Origin of the sequence: Streptomyces paromomycinus (assembly GCF_003865155.1) — a bacterium.
Lineage (GTDB): Bacteria > Actinomycetota > Actinomycetes > Streptomycetales > Streptomycetaceae > Streptomyces > Streptomyces chrestomyceticus.
Window position 1 is genome coordinate 6761810 of the sequence record NZ_BHZD01000001.1, and the last position, 14115, is coordinate 6775924.

Annotated in this window: 13 protein-coding genes; 4 read left to right on the top strand and 9 right to left on the bottom strand. The window is 73.7% G+C overall.

From position 1 onward, the window contains the following. Positions 1–2 precede the first annotated feature (2 nt). Positions 3–905, top strand: coding sequence for a ribokinase (gene rbsK / locus OEIGOIKO_RS28985; protein WP_125059090.1), 903 nt, complete (start codon positions 3–5; stop codon positions 903–905). A gap of 141 nt (positions 906–1046) precedes the next feature. On the opposite strand, the gene OEIGOIKO_RS28990 is transcribed toward rbsK, so the two are convergent. The 3 genes from OEIGOIKO_RS28990 to OEIGOIKO_RS29000 all read right to left on the bottom strand — a co-directional run bounded on the left by OEIGOIKO_RS28990 (position 1047) and on the right by OEIGOIKO_RS29000 (position 3786). Beyond that, the gene (locus tag OEIGOIKO_RS28990) at positions 1047–1826 is read right to left on the bottom strand and encodes a carbon-nitrogen hydrolase family protein (protein WP_125056505.1); all 780 of its coding nucleotides are present in this window, start codon (positions 1824–1826) and stop codon (positions 1047–1049) included. Continuing rightward, positions 1823–3151, bottom strand: a complete 1329-nt coding sequence (locus tag OEIGOIKO_RS28995; RefSeq protein ID WP_125056506.1) for a C15 family peptidase — start codon at positions 3149–3151, stop codon at positions 1823–1825. Before OEIGOIKO_RS28995 ends, OEIGOIKO_RS28990 begins: the two co-directional genes overlap by 4 nt. 74 nt (positions 3152–3225) lie before the next feature. Next, entirely contained in the window at positions 3226–3786 is a 561-nt protein-coding gene (locus tag OEIGOIKO_RS29000; RefSeq protein WP_246178147.1) for a TetR/AcrR family transcriptional regulator, read from the bottom strand. 231 nt (positions 3787–4017) lie between these two features. Between OEIGOIKO_RS29000 and OEIGOIKO_RS29005 the strand changes: the two genes are divergently transcribed. Next, the gene (locus OEIGOIKO_RS29005; protein ID WP_125056507.1) at positions 4018–6624 is read left to right on the top strand and encodes a beta-glucosidase family protein; all 2607 of its coding nucleotides are present in this window, start codon (positions 4018–4020) and stop codon (positions 6622–6624) included. Between the two features lie 43 nt (positions 6625–6667). Here the strand turns inward: OEIGOIKO_RS29005 and OEIGOIKO_RS29010 are convergent, their stop codons facing one another. Together OEIGOIKO_RS29010 and OEIGOIKO_RS29015 are read right to left on the bottom strand one after the other, a co-directional pair. After that, positions 6668–7399: a DUF4097 family beta strand repeat-containing protein gene (locus tag OEIGOIKO_RS29010; protein ID WP_170251899.1), complete on the bottom strand. Its 732-nt coding sequence runs from the start codon at positions 7397–7399 to the stop codon at positions 6668–6670. Between the two features lie 182 nt (positions 7400–7581). After that, positions 7582–8478 (bottom strand): SGNH/GDSL hydrolase family protein, encoded by an 897-nt coding sequence (locus tag OEIGOIKO_RS29015; protein WP_125056509.1) that lies wholly within the window; start codon positions 8476–8478, stop codon positions 7582–7584. Positions 8479–8804: 326 nt separating this feature from the next. Between OEIGOIKO_RS29015 and OEIGOIKO_RS29020 the strand changes: the two genes are divergently transcribed. Together OEIGOIKO_RS29020 and OEIGOIKO_RS29025 are read left to right on the top strand one after the other, a co-directional pair. Further along, entirely contained in the window at positions 8805–9299 is a 495-nt protein-coding gene (locus OEIGOIKO_RS29020; RefSeq protein WP_003979739.1) for a DUF3145 domain-containing protein, read from the top strand. Positions 9300–9385: 86 nt separating this feature from the next. After that, positions 9386–10255 (top strand): NAD(P)-dependent oxidoreductase, encoded by an 870-nt coding sequence (locus OEIGOIKO_RS29025; RefSeq protein ID WP_125056510.1) that lies wholly within the window; start codon positions 9386–9388, stop codon positions 10253–10255. A 124-nt stretch (positions 10256–10379) separates the two neighbouring features. Here OEIGOIKO_RS29025 and OEIGOIKO_RS29030 read toward each other — a convergent pair whose 3' ends face one another. From OEIGOIKO_RS29030 to OEIGOIKO_RS29045, 4 genes are all read right to left on the bottom strand, one after another. Next, positions 10380–11648, bottom strand: coding sequence for a beta-ketoacyl-[acyl-carrier-protein] synthase family protein (locus OEIGOIKO_RS29030; RefSeq protein ID WP_125056511.1), 1269 nt, complete (start codon positions 11646–11648; stop codon positions 10380–10382). Positions 11649–11726: 78 nt separating this feature from the next. After that, entirely contained in the window at positions 11727–11975 is a 249-nt protein-coding gene (locus OEIGOIKO_RS29035; RefSeq protein WP_125056512.1) for an acyl carrier protein, read from the bottom strand. A 120-nt stretch (positions 11976–12095) separates the two neighbouring features. Beyond that, positions 12096–13142 (bottom strand): ketoacyl-ACP synthase III, encoded by a 1047-nt coding sequence (locus OEIGOIKO_RS29040; protein ID WP_125056513.1) that lies wholly within the window; start codon positions 13140–13142, stop codon positions 12096–12098. Between the two features lie 13 nt (positions 13143–13155). Beyond that, on the bottom strand, positions 13156–14097 hold the full coding sequence (locus tag OEIGOIKO_RS29045; RefSeq protein WP_174857232.1) for an ACP S-malonyltransferase: 942 nt from the start codon (positions 14095–14097) through the stop codon (positions 13156–13158). Between the last annotated feature and the right edge of the window lie 18 nt (positions 14098–14115).

Here is a 14115-nt window from a genome sequence, read left to right on the forward strand (position 1 = left end):
AGATGTACGACGTACTGGTAGTGGGCTCGGCCAACGCGGACCTGACGGTCCGGGTGGCGCGGCGGCCCGGCGCGGGCGAGACCGTGCACGGCTCCGACCTGGTCGAGTCGGCGGGCGGCAAGGGCGCCAACCAGGCGGCCGCCGCCGCCCGGCTCGGCGGCCGGGTCGGCCTGCTGGCCCGGGTCGGCGACGACGCGTACGGCGAGCTGCTGCTGGACGCGCAGCGCGCCGCGGGCACGGACGTCGCGCACGTGATCGTCGAGTCCGGCGCCCGTACCGGCACCGCGATGATCGTCGTGGGGCCGGACGGCGACAACAGCATCGTCGTCTCCCCGGGCGCGAACGCGGCGCTCACGCCGGAGGACGTGGCGGCCGCCCGCGACGTCATCGCCGCGTCCGCCGCGGTGTCTCTCCAGTTCGAGGTCCCGATGGAGACCGTACGGGCCACCGCCGCCACCGCCACGGAGACCGGCACCCGGGTCGTCCTCAACCCGTCCCCGACCCCCGACAGCCTCGACCCGGAGCTGCTCGCCGCCGCCGACCCCCTCGTGGTCAACGAGCACGAGGCGCAGCAGCTCGCGGGCGGCAGCAGCGAAGGCACTCCGGAGGACTGGGCCAGGGCGCTGCGCGAGCAGGGCGCCCGCTCGGTCGTGGTCACCCTCGGCGGCGACGGCGCGCTGGTCGTGGACGGCGAGGGCGGCACCGGCCGGGTCCCCGGCGTCAAGGTCGAGGCCGTCGACACCACGGGCGCGGGCGACGCCTTCACCGGCGCCCTCGCGACCCGCCTGGCCCGCGGCGACTCCCTCACGGACGCGGCCCGCTTCGCCGTACGGGTGGGCGCCGCGGCCGTCACCAAGCCGGGCGCCCAGCCGTCCTACCCGACGCCGGACGAACTGCCGTCCTGAGCGGAGGGCGCAGCCGCGGGGGCGCGGCGGGGGCGGCCGTACGCAGGCCGGCCCCGCCCGGGCCCGCTCACCTCTGATGCGTCGTCAGCGGTGTGGGCCCGCCTCCCGCAGGCTGCTGCCGGACGGCGTACAGGTCCCGGATCACCGGTTGCCCACCGGCTCCCGTACGCCTTCCGGACCCGCCGCCGCGCGCCCGGCGGCCCGGCCCACCTCGGCCACGGCCGCCCCGGCCCCGTCGGCCAGGCGCGCCAGGCAGGTCCCGTCCGCCGCCCATATGCCGCTGTACCCGCAGGCCACGCCGTCGCTCCCCGGGCCGACGCCGTTGGCGAGCAGCACGTCGATCCCGTGGTCCCGCGCCTTGGCGGCGTACTGCTCCGTGCGCTCCACCTCGTCGTGGAACGAGCTGGCCAGATACACCTGGCAGCCGTCGGCGGCGGCCCGCTCGGCCACCTCGGGGAAGGCGTTGTCGTAGCAGGTGGCGAGGGCGAACTTCAGGCCGCGGAAGGTGAACCGGCCGCCCGCCTCGGGCCCCGCCGTGAACAGGCCGTTCTCCCGGCCGTGCAGGTGGTGCTTGTCGTAGCGGGTCAGCAGCGCGCCGTCCGGCCCGTACACGAACGACGAGATCGTCATGCCGTCCGCCGTGCCCGCCGGGCCGACGCCCGGGCAGTTGACCACCGCGGCGACGCCCGCCGTCCGGCACGCGTCCCGGACGGGGGCCAGCCGCGCGTCGTCCGGCGCGAGGGTGTACTCCTCCGGGGCGGCCGCTATCGCGTCCAGCTCGTAGTTGGTCAGGGTGAGTTCGGCGAAGACGACCAGCTCGGCGCCGCGGCCGGCGGCCTCGGCGAGGAGCGTGGCCATCCGTGCCGCGTTGGCCGCGATGTCCAGTGGCGCGGGCGGGAATTGTGCTGTTGCGACGATCATTTCTCCATGATGCCCGGTGCCACTGACAACGCGGCCGTCAGGATGCTCCGCACCTGCCCGGTGATGGCCGTCCGGTTCCGTACGAAGTCGGGATCGGTGACCGCGCCGGTCGCCGGATCGGTGTTCCCGGCGCCGAACTGGAGGACCGGCGTGTGCAGATGGCCGCCCGGCACCTTCAGCCTCAGCGCGTCCCGCAGCAGCGTCGCCCGGTAGCCGATCTCGTTGGACAAGTAGTCACCGCCGCCGCCCGCGCGGGCCGTGGAGCCCGGCGTCGGCCCGTCCGGCCGCTCGACGGGCGCCCCGCCGCCCGCCGGGATCTCGGTCACCTCCGTGTTGTCCCGTACCGGGAACGGTCCGGTGGGGGTGGTGGTGAGCCGCGCGTACGGCAGGGTCGTGGTGGTCCACTGCGGCTGCGGCCGTACGGTCGGCACGCCCTTCGGGACGGGCACCGTCTCGGTACGGGATTCGCGCGCGTTGTCCGGATAACCGCCCCGCCAGGCGCCGTTCGTCCGCTCCAGGTCGAACCGCCCCGGCCGCCCCTGGCTGATGGTGGTGAACAGGTCCACCTGCCGCGGCCCGCGCCGGAAGTGCGGCAGCAGCGTCCGCTCCACCGTGCCCGCCGCGAAGTCCGCCCATCGTACGGGGAAGACGGCGGTCTCGACACGGGCGAGCCGTCCGGAGGACGTACGGACCGTCGTACCGTCCAGCGCGAGCGCCGCGGCTCCCGACGGGTTGCTGCGACGGGCGTCCGCGTCCAGCTGGAAGGGGTCGAAGCCGGTCACGACGACGCGCAGGGTCCGCTTGCCGCCGTGCCCGCCGCCGGGCAGGCCGATCGAGTCCTGCCCGCGCGACCCGCGCTCCAGCGCCCCGGCCAGGATGTCCCGTTGGCCCGCGGTCAGCCGGAACTGCGGCTTCCACTCGCGCAGCGCCTTGGTCATGCCCAGCCGCGCCCAGTACAGCGGCCGGTCGTCGTCCCGGCTCAGGTCGCCGCCCTGCGGCCCGCGCCCCTGGACGCGGTCCACCGCGCGCCGCCACAGGCCGCGTCCCGCCTCCGTGACGTACCGTTTCGCCGCCCCGTACGAGTGCACCCGCGCGAGCCCGTCGCCGAACGTCCCGGCCACGTCCGCGAACCCGCTGCGCCGCAGGATCTCCTGCGGCGCGCGCTGCGACAGCCGCTGCTCCTCGACGGTCGGCGCGGCCGTCGTCGGCCGGGCGGCGACGGCGGCGGGGGAGGCCGCCGTGGCGGAAGGGGCGGTGAGGGCGAGCGGGGCCGCGGTCAGCAGCGCGGCGCCGAACACGCCCACCGAGGTACGTATGCGTCTCATGGGGCGAGTAAACCGGCGCCGTGCCGTGGGCGGAAGGGGTTGATCCCTTTCCTTCCCGCGCGGACCGGCCGCCCTCAGCCCTCGTCCCTGCCCCCGTCGGCCGCCGACGCGTCCTCCTCCCCCTCGGCCGCCCCGAGCAGCGCCAGGAAGTCCCCGAACGCCGCCGCCATGTCCACCTCCGCCGGGTCCAGCAGCCACTGCAACTGGAGCCCGTCCATCACGGCGGCCAGCAGCGGCGCGGCCCGCTCCGGTGTCAGCCCGCCCGGCAGCCGGTCGCCGTACTCCGTCCGCAGCACCCCGGCCAGCCCCTCGCGCACCCGCCGGAACCGCCGCTCGAAGAAGTCACGGGCCGGGTGGTCCTCGGTGACGCTGTCCCCGGCCAGGACCGTGTACGTCTGGACGACCCCGGGCCGCCCGGCGTTGTACTCGACCAGCCCGGCGAGGGTGTCCGTGCGCCAGGCGCCGGTGGCCGCCGCCGCGGCCGTGTCCCAGCGGTCGCGCGCCTCCAGGACACCGACCAGCAGCAGTTCCTTGCTCGGGAAGTGGTGCAGCAGGCCCTGCTGGGTCAGTCCGGCGCGCTCGGCGACGGCGGCGAGCGACGTACCGCGGTAGCCGCGCTCGGCGATCAGCTCCATGGCGGCCTGGAGGATCGCCTCGCGCCGCTCCGCGCGCCGCGCCTCGCGTCCGCCGCCGCTCCGGCGGCCGTCCGTCCGTACCTGGTCCGGTGCAGTCACCGGGCGAGCGTAACCCCGCCCACCCTGGTCATAAGGTAACCAGAAGATAACGACGCCTACCGTTCGCCAGGCGAGCCGGTCACAATCAGGCCCGGGGGCCCGGAGCCGTACGTCCACGCCAGGGAGAGCCGTATGACCGACCACCGAAGCGCCCACACCACGGCGGCCGCCGTGGCCGTCGAGGAGGCCCTCGGCAAGCTGGACCTCGACACCAAGGCCGGGCTGCTGTCCGGGCAGGACGTCTGGACGCTGCCCGCCGTCCCGGAGATCGGGCTGCGGTCCCTGGTCATGTCGGACGGACCGGTCGGCGTGCGCGGCCAGGGATGGGGCGCGGAGGACCCGTCCGTCGCCCTGCCCAGCCCCACCGCGCTGGCCGCCACCTGGGACCGGGAGCTGGCACGCCGCGCGGGCCGGCTGCTCGCCCAGGAGGCGCGCCGCAAGGGCGTGCACGTCCTGCTGGCCCCCACCGTCAACCTGCACCGCTCCCCGCTCGGCGGCCGCCACTTCGAGTGCTTCTCCGAGGACCCGTACCTGACCGGCGTGATCGGCGCGGGGTACGTCGCCGGGGTCCAGGACGGCGGGGTGGGGACGACCGTCAAGCACTTCGTGGGCAACGACGCCGAGACCGAGCGCTTCACCGTCGACAACCGGATCGCCCCCCGGCCGCTGCGCGAGCTGTACCTGGCGCCCTTCGAGCACATCGTCGAAACCGCCCGGCCCTGGGCCGTCATGACGGCCTACAACCAGGTCAACGGCGTGACGATGACCGAACACCGCGAGCTGGTCGCCGGCGTCCTGCGGGGCGGGTGGGGCTTCGACGGGGCCAACGTCTCCGACTGGACGGCGGCCCGCGACACGGTACGGGCGCTGCGCGGCGGCCTGGACATCGCGATGCCGGGGCCGCGCACGGTCTTCGGCGCTCCGCTCGCGGCGGCCGTCCGCGACGGGCGGGTGACGGAGGAGGAGGTGGACGACGCGGTGCGCCGCGTGCTGCTGCTCGCCGCGCGCACGGGCTGCCTGGAGGGCGTTCCGGCAGCCGTCGCCCCCGAGGACGTGCCGCAGGACATCGACGGCCGCGCGCTGGCCCGCGAGATCGCCCGCCGCGCCTTCGTCCTCGTACGCAACGAGCCGGTCGTACGGGATGAGCCGGTCGCACGGAATGAACCGGCTGTACAGGATGAGCCGGTCGTACGGAACGAGCCGACCCCGGAAACCGCACCGGCTCCCACCCCACGCCGCGCCCTCCCCCTCACCCCCTTCCCCCTCACCCCCCACCCCCTCCGCAAGCTCGCCGTCATCGGTGCCGCGGCCAAGGACGCCCGGGTGCTCGGCGGCGGCTCCGCCACCGTCTTCCCCGAGCGGATCGTCTCCCCGCTGGAGGGTCTGCGCGCCGCGCTGCCGGACACCGAGGTCACCTTCTCGGTCGGCGCCGACCCGCGCACGAAGGTCCCGCACGCCCGCGCGGGCTTCGAGCTGTGCGCCCGTTACTACGGCGCGGACGGCGCGCTGCTCGCCGAACAGCCGCAGTTCGACGGCAAGGTGCAGGCCATGGGCCGGTTCCCGGACGGTGTCACGCAGCGCGACCTGCACACCGTGGAACTGGCGGGCACATTCACCCCGCAGACCGGCGGCGCGCACACCTTCGCCGTCTCCGGCACCGGCGAACTGCGGCTGACCGTCGGCGGCCGGATGCTGTTCGACGCCCCCAGCGCCCCGGACACGGACGACCCGTTCGAGGCGTTCATGAACCCGGCGGAGCACCGCGTGGCGGCGGAGCTGACGGCCGGGCAGACCCTGGACGTGGCGCTGCGGTTCGTCCCGCGCGGCACCGGCCTCGGCGCCGATCTGCCCGTACTGACCTTCGCGCTCGGCCACGCGGAGCCGCGGCTCGACCCGGACGCCGAGATCGAGGAGGCGGTACGGGCCGCCGCCGAAGCGGACGCCGTGGTCGTGGTCGTGGCGACCACCGAGGAGACCGAGTCGGAGGGCTTCGACCGTACGGGCCTGGCCCTGCCGGGGCGCCAGGACGAGCTGGTCTCGCGGGTGGCCGCCGCCAACCCGTACACCGTCGTGGTCGTCAACGCGGGCTCCCCGGTGGAGATGCCGTGGCGCGAGGAGGTGCCCGCCGTCCTGCTCGGCTGGTTCCCCGGCCAGGAGGCGGGGGCCGCGCTGGCCGACGTCCTGCTGGGGACGCACGAACCGGGCGGCCGCCTGCCGACCACCTGGCCCGCCCGCCTGGCGGACGCCCCGGTCACCCAGGTGACCCCGGCCGGCGGCCGCATCACGTACGAGGAGGGTGTCTTCATCGGCTACCGGGCCTGGCAGCGGCGGGCCCGTGAGGAGGCGGGCCCGGCACCGGCGTACCCCTTCGGGCACGGCCTGGGCTACACCGACTGGAGCTACGAGTCCCTGGAGGCGACCCCGGCACGCGCCCGCGTCCGGGTGCGCAACACCGGTACGCGCCACGGCCGCGAGGTCGTACAGGTCTACCTCGCGCCCCTGGACCGGGTCGCGGGCCCGGCACCGGTGGACCGTCCGGACCGCTGGCTGGCCGGGTTCGCGACGGTGGAGGCCGCCCCGGGCGAGACGGCCGAGGCCGAGATCGTGCTGCCGCGCCGCGCCTTCGAGATCTGGGACGAGGCGGCCGGTGCCCGCCGTTTCGTGGACGGGACGTACGCGATCGAGGCGGCCCGCAGCGTCACCGACCGGCGGCTGGCCGCGCAGGTCACGGTGGCCTGACCGCGCACGTCACGGCGGCCCGCAGGCGCGGCGGCCGGGTGCCTCAGCCTCCGGCCAGCACCTCCACGTCGCCCCCGTCGCTGTGCACCTTGATCTTGTGCGGCGAGCTGTTGTCCACGGTGCCGGAGACCTTGCGGTTGCCGCCGTCCGTGGTGGCGTCCACCGCGTAACGGCCCTGCGGGACCCGTACCGAGACCGCGCCGCCGCTGCTCCGGACGTCCACCCGGTCCGGCACACCGGTGAAGCGGGCGTCGATCTCGCCGCCGTCGGTGTCCGCCGTCGCCTGCTTCGCCGTGCAGTCCCGCAGGTCGATGTCGCCGCCGCTGGTCTTCACGTCGACGGCCCCCGCGGCCCCCTTGACGTCGATGTCGCCGCCGTCGGTGTGCAGCTTCACGGCGACCGACGGTGCGACCCTGACCTCGTAGGCGACGCTGCACTTGCCCCGGACGTCCCCGCAGTCGTCGGCGGTGAGCTGTAGGTTGCCGCCGACGAGGGAGTGCCGGGTGGCGGGCTTCCGCTTGCCGTACACGAGCCGTTCCGTCACCTTGACCCGGTCGCCGGCCGTGTCGTCCGCGACGACCGTGATGTTGCCGCCCGGCGTCGTCACGTCCAGCTTCGCCGTCTTCCCCGCCACCGTGTAGGTCTGCTCGCTGTCGGTGGCCTTTTCGGTCAGCTCGCAGCCGGTGACCGCGACGGTCACGGTGACGAGGGCGGCCGCGGCGAGGGCGGTACGGGTGGTGCGGTGCCCCGGTCTGGTCGTACGGCGTGCGGTCATGGCGGGTCCCCCCGGGTGCGGAAAGCGGTGCGCGAGCGCGCTGAGCGGTGTACGGGCCCGCCGCACACGGCGGTTCGGGCCGACTGCCATCCTCGCGCGCCCCGCGTTCCGTCCCCATCCCCAGCAGGAACGATCTGCCCGCCCTTCCCCCTAAGGGTGCCCGTGCCGCCCCGTCAGGGCCGCTACGTCCCCTTACGGGTGATCTCCTGGAACGCCATCCGGGCCAGCTCCCGCTGCCCCTCCCGGCCGGGGTGGAACCAGTCCCAGGCGCTCAACTCCGCGCCGGTGAAACGGAAGTCGAAGACGGACCGGTCGAAGCGGCACAGCTTGTCGCGTTCGCAGACCGACTCCAGGGCCTTGTTGTAGGCCATCACCCGGTCCCGCACGCTCTGCCGGCGGGTGTCCGCGGCCTTCGACAGGTCGTCGGGGTCGCGCAGCATCGAGCCGCAGATCCCGAGCTTCCACACTTCCTTGCCCAGCGGGTTCTGCCGCCCTTGCGACCACAGCCGCATCAGGTCCGGTACGGCCGCGACGTACACCTGCGTCTTGGGCAGGGCGCGCCGCAGCGCGCGCAGGGACGCCTCGAAGTCGGCGCGGAAGGCGGTCTCCGTGGTCATCGCGCCCACGTCGGTACGGCAGGCGTCGTTGGCGCCCACCAGGACGGTGACCAGCTCGGGCCGCTTCCGTACGGCCTGCTCTACCTGGGCGGGCAGGTCGCGCATCAGCGCGCCGGTCTTCGCGAAGTTCCAGCTGTGTGTGGCGGGGTCCTTCACCAGTCGCCGGGCGACGCTGTTCACGTCCGGGTCCGTGCCGGTGGCCCAGGAGACGGCGGGGCAGTCGGACAGCACCGAGCAGGCGTCGAACCCGACGGTGATGGAGTCGCCGACCGCGGCCACCGAGGCGGGGTCGGTGCGCCAGGCGGGAGAGGGCTTGGGGGAGGGGTGCGGGGCCGGGCGGCCGCCGTCGTCGGGGTCGCCGGCGCAGGCCGTCAGGGAGACGGCGAGCGCGGCCGCCGTGAGGACGGCGGCCGCGGCGGTACGGGCCCGGGTTGGCCGAAAGGGTTGATCGACCTCGGTCATCCCCTGTCCCCCTCCGGCGTGCGAGTGATATCTGTTCCGGTACCGACGGTACGTCACCCCCCGACGCCTGCCGCGCGGTAGCTTGTGCCGTGACCCGTAGGGTCCTCGCCCGACGGCACCGGCACAGTCGGCACGCGTGTAGTACATCACGTCATTAACTGTCCCTTTTGCGGCAAATTGGGGCTCATGGTGTTTACTGTAGGTAACCTCGGATGCTGGTGCCGACGTGATCACTGGGGCAGAATGCTTGCAGCTGTCCCGGCCGCGACCGGAACGGGCACGAGGCCGCTGGGGAAGGCGAACCTCGAACCGTATCGGAGGTCCCGGTGACGACACGTGGAGTTCTGTACGTCCACTCCGCACCGCGCGCGCTGTGCCCGCACGTCGAATGGGCCGTCGCGGGCGTCCTCGGTGTGCGCGTCAACCTCGACTGGATCCGCCAGCCGGCGTCCCCCGGCACCTGGAGAGCCGAGTTCTCCTGGCAGGGCGAGTCCGGCACGGCCTCCAAACTCGCCTCCGCGCTGCGCGGCTGGCACCTGCTGCGCTTCGAGGTGACCGCCGAACCCTGCGCCACCGCCGAGGGCGAGCGCTACAGCGCCACGCCCGAGCTGGGCATCTTCCACGCCGTCACCGGCATCCACGGCGACATCCTGATCCCCGAGGACCGGCTGCGCGCCGCGCTCGCCCGTTCGGCGGGCGGCGAGACCGAGCTGGCGGCCGAGGTCGCCAAGCTGCTCGGCAAGCCCTGGGACGACGAGCTGGAGCCCTTCCGGTACGCGGGCGAGGGCGCCCCGGTCCGCTGGCTGCACCAGGTCGTCTGACCTGTCGCACCGGCCCGCGGGCGGCCGCCGCGGCGCGCCGGTGCCGCCCTTGCCCTGGAGCCCGCTCCAGGCCGTAGCGTGCGGACATGCCTGACAAGACCTCAGTGGCGGTGCTCGGCACCGGAATCATGGGCTCGGCGATGGCCCGCAACCTCGCCGGCGCCGGTCTGGACGTCCGCGCCTGGAACCGTACCCGCGCCAAGGCCGAACCCCTGGCCGCCGACGGCGTACGGGTCGTGGAAACCCCGGCCGAGGCGGTGGACGGCGCGGACGCCGTGCTGACCGTCCTGCTGGACGGACCGGCCGTACTGGACGCCGTACGGGCGAGCGCCCCCGCCCTGCGCGCGCGGACCCTCTGGCTCCAGATGAGCACCGTGGGCGCCGACGGAACCGCCCCGCTCGCCGCCCTCGCCCGCGAACACCATTTGGACCTCGTGGACGCGCCCGTGGTCGGCACGAAGGAACCCGCGGAGAAGGGCCTGCTGACCGTTCTCGCGGCCGGGCCGCAGGACGTGAGGGAGCGGGCGGCGCGCATCCTGGACATCGTCGGACAGCGCACCCTGTGGGTCGACGAGGACGCCTCCTCGGGCGCGGCCAGCCGGCTCAAGCTCGTCGTCAACAGCTGGGTGCTCACCGTCATCAACGGCACCGGCGAGGCGCTGGCCCTCGCCCAGGGGCTCGGCGTGGACCCCCGCTCCTTCCTCGAAGCGGTCGAGGGCGGACCGCTCGACCTGCCCTACCTCCGGATGAAGTCGGAGCTGATCCTGTCCGGCGCGTATCCGGCGAGCTTCACGGTGTCCGCCGCGCGCAAGGATGCCCGGCTGATCGAGGAGGCCGCCGCGGCGGGCGGGGTGCACATGGACCTGACGGCTGCCGCGGCGGAACGCCTGCGCCGGGCGGAGGCGCAGGGGCACGGCGACGAGGACGGCGCGGCGGCGTACTACGCCAGTTTCTGAGGCGTACGCGGCCCCGAGTACGCGGACCAGGAGGCCGCACGCTCGGCCCCGGACACGAGGAAGGGGCCGTGCCACACGGCACGGCCCCTTCCCCCGCATCACGGACCAGCGGGTCCGGCCCCGGTCACACGGTCCGGAAGGCCAGCACCACGTTGTGACCGCCGAAGCCGAACGAGTCGTTCAGCACCGCGATCGTGCCCTCGGCGGGCAGCGCGCGCTTCTCGTCCCGGACGATGTCCGCGTCCGCCGCCTCGGGGTCGAGGTTCTCGATGTTGATGGTCGGCGGCGCCACCCGGTGGTGGATCGCCAGCACCGAGGCGACGGTCTCCACGCCGCCCGCGCCGCCCAGCAGGTGGCCGGTCATCGACTTGGTGGCGGAGACCGCCATGTGGTCGACGTCGGTGCCGAAGACCTTGCGCAGCGCCTTGATCTCGGCCAGGTCGCCCAGCGGCGTCGAGGTCGCGTGCGCGTTGACGTGCGCGATCTCGGCGGGCTTGAGGTCGGTGCCCGCGAGCAGGTTCTGCAGGGCGTGCGCGATGCCGTTGCCGGACGGCTCGGGCTGCACGATGTCGTGGCTGTCGGCGGAGATGCCCTGGCCGACGGCCTCGGCGTAGACCTTCGCGCCGCGCTTGGCGGCGTGGTCGGCCGACTCCAGGACGATCACGCCGGAGCCCTCGCCGAGCACGAAGCCGTTGCGGTCCGCGTCGTAGGGACGGGACGCGCCCTGCGGGTCGTCGTTGTTCTTGGACATCGCCATCATGTTGCCGAACGCGGCGATCGGCAGCGGGTGGATGGCCGCCTCCGTACCGCCCGCGACGACGACGTCGGCACGGCCCGTACGGATCATCTCGATGCCGTAGCCGATGGCCTCGGCGCCGGAGGCACAGGCGCTGACCGGGGTGTGCACACCGGCCCGCGCGTTGACCTCCAGGCCGACGTTGGCCGACGGGCTGTTGGGCATCAGCATCGGCACGGTGTGCGGGGAGACGCGGCGCGAACCCTTCTCCCGCAGGATGTCGTACTGGTTCAGCAGGGTCGTCACGCCACCGATGCCGGAGGCGATGACCGCGCCGAGCCGGTCCGGGTCCACCGAGGCGTCCTCGCCGGCCCGGGCCTCGAAACCGGCGTCCGCCCACGCCTCACGGGCCGCGATCAGCGCGAGCTGCGCCGAGCGGTCCAGCTTGCGGGCCTGCGCCCGGGGGATGATCTCACCCGGGTCGACGGCCGCCGCGGCGGCGATGCGGACCGGGAGGTCGGCGGCCCAGTCCTGGTCGAGGGCGGTCACGCCGGAACGTCCGGCGAGCATCCCTTCCCAGGTCGAGGCACTGTCGCCACCCAGCGGTGTGGTTGCGCCGATACCGGTGACGACCACGGTGCGATTGGTCGCGTTCACGGAAATTCCTACTCCACAGGTTGAGGGGTTGAGAATCGACGGCGCCACCGCGGGGTGGCGACATGCGCCGGGACTGGATCAGCCCTGGTGCTTGAGGATGTAATCGGTCGCGTCGCCGACCGTCTTGAGGTTCTTGACGTCGTCGTCGGGGATCTTCACGTCGAAGCGCTCCTCGGCGGCGACGACGACCTCGACCATGGACAGCGAGTCGACGTCCAGGTCGTCGGTGAAGGACTTGTCCAGCTGGACGTCCTCGACGGGGATCCCGGCGATCTCGTTCACGATCTCGGCGAGACCCTTGACGATCTCTTCCTGGGTGGCGGCCATGATGGCGCTCCTTCGGTAATGGGTCGGGGGAACGGTAGAAAGTCTGCAGTTCCGGGGATGTGGAGAGCTCCGCGCAGGCACCGGGACGCGAGGTCACCGGACGCGTTGCGCGAATCTCGCCTAGGGGAGGGTAACGACCGTCGCGGCGTAGACGAGACCCGCCCCGAAGCCGATGACGAGCGCGGTGTCCCCGCTCTTGGCCTGCCCGGTCGCCAGCAGCCGCTCCATGGCGAGCGGAATCGAGGCGGCCGAGGTGTTGCCGGTGGTCTCCACGTCGCGGGCGACCGTGACGCTCTCCGGCAGCTTCAGAGTCTTCACCATCGAGTCGATGATCCGCATGTTGGCCTGGTGCGGGATGAAGACGTCCAGGTCGTCCGGGCTGACTCCGGCCGCGTCCAGCGCCTGCTGGGCGACCTTCGCCATCTCGAACACGGCCCAGCGGAAGACCGCCTGGCCCTCCTGGGTGATGGCGGGGTAGCGGATCTCGTCGAGCGCCACCCGGGCGTCCGGGCCGTCGCCGCCGGGCACCGGGGTGCGGCGGTAGACATCCCAGCCGAACGTCTGCTTGATCGTTTCGGCCTTGTCGCCCTCCGAGCCCCAGACGGTCGGGCCGATCGCGGGCTCCTTGCCGGGGCCGACGACCACGGCGCCGGCGCCGTCGCCGAAGAGGAACGCGGTGGCCCGGTCCTCCAGGTCGGTCAGGTCCGAGAGCCGCTCGACGCCGATGACCAGCACATACTCGGCGCTGCCGTCGGTGATCATGCCCTTGGCGAGGGTCAGACCGTAACCGAATCCGGCGCAACCTGCGGAGATGTCGAACGCGGCGGGCTTGCCCGCGCCGACCTTGTGGGCGATCTCGGTGGCGATGGCCGGGGTCTGCTTGAAGTGCGAGACGGTCGAGACGACCACCGCGCCGATCTGCTCGGGCGTGATCCCGGCGTCCGCGATGGCCTTGCCGGCCGCCTCCACCGACATGGCCGCCACGGTCTCGTCCGGACCGGCCCAGTGGCGGGTGGCGATGCCGGAGCGCGAGCGGATCCACTCGTCGGAGGAGTCGATGTGCTTGAGGATCTCCTCGTTCGGCACCACCCGGGTCGGGCGGTAGCCGCCGACACCCATGATGCGCGCGTACGCGGCGCCCTTGGCGGGCTTGATCTTCGAGGTCATGCTCTCGGGGCTCCTATTCGGCCTGGGCAGAGTGCTCGGCGATCAGCGTGCGGGCCGCGTCGAGGTCGTCCGGGGTCTTCAGCGCGAGGGTCTGCACACCGGGCAGCGCGCGCTTGGCGATGCCGACGAGGGTGCCGCCGGGGCTCACCTCGATGATGCCGGTGACGCCGAGCTCCTTGAACGTCTCCATGCACAGGTCCCAGCGCACCGGGTTGGCCACCTGGCCCACCAGGCGGCGCACGACGTCCTGCCCGTCGGTGACGACACGGCCGTCCCGGTTCGAGACGTACCGGGTGTGCGGGTCGGCGGCCGTGACCTGCCCGACCGCTTCCTCCAGGACCGTCACGGCCGGGGCCATGTGCTCGGTGTGGAAGGCGCCGGCCACCTTCAGCGGTACGACCCGGCGGGTGCCCTCGGGCTTGTCGGCGGCCAGGGCGGCCAGCTGCTCGGCCGTACCGGCGGCCACGATCTGGCCCGCGCCGTTGACATTCGCGGGGGTCAGGCCCAGCTTGTCCAGGTGCGGCAGGACGACGTCCTGCTCGCCGCCGAGGAGGGCGGCCATGCCCGTCTCGGTGACGGCGGCGGCCTCGGCCATGGCCAGGCCGCGCTTGCGTACCAGCGTCAGCGCGTCGTTCTCGGAGAGCACACCGGTCAGGGCCGCGGCGGCCAGCTCGCCGACGCTGTGTCCGGCGGCGGCGCCGACCTGCCGGGAGACGTCCTCCGGGGTCGCGAAGAGCTGCCGGGCGGACACCAGGGAGGCCGCCACCAGCAGCGGCTGTGCCACCGCGGTGTCGCGGATCTCGTCCGCGTCCGCGTTCGTGCCGTAGTGGACCAGGTCCAGGTCGATGGCGGCCGACCACGCACGGAGCCGGTCTTCGACACCGGGGAGGTCGAGCCAGGGGGTCAGGAAGCCGGGCGTCTGAGCGCCTTGGCCGGGAGCGACGAGTACGAGCACCCTCACACTCTCTCTTGT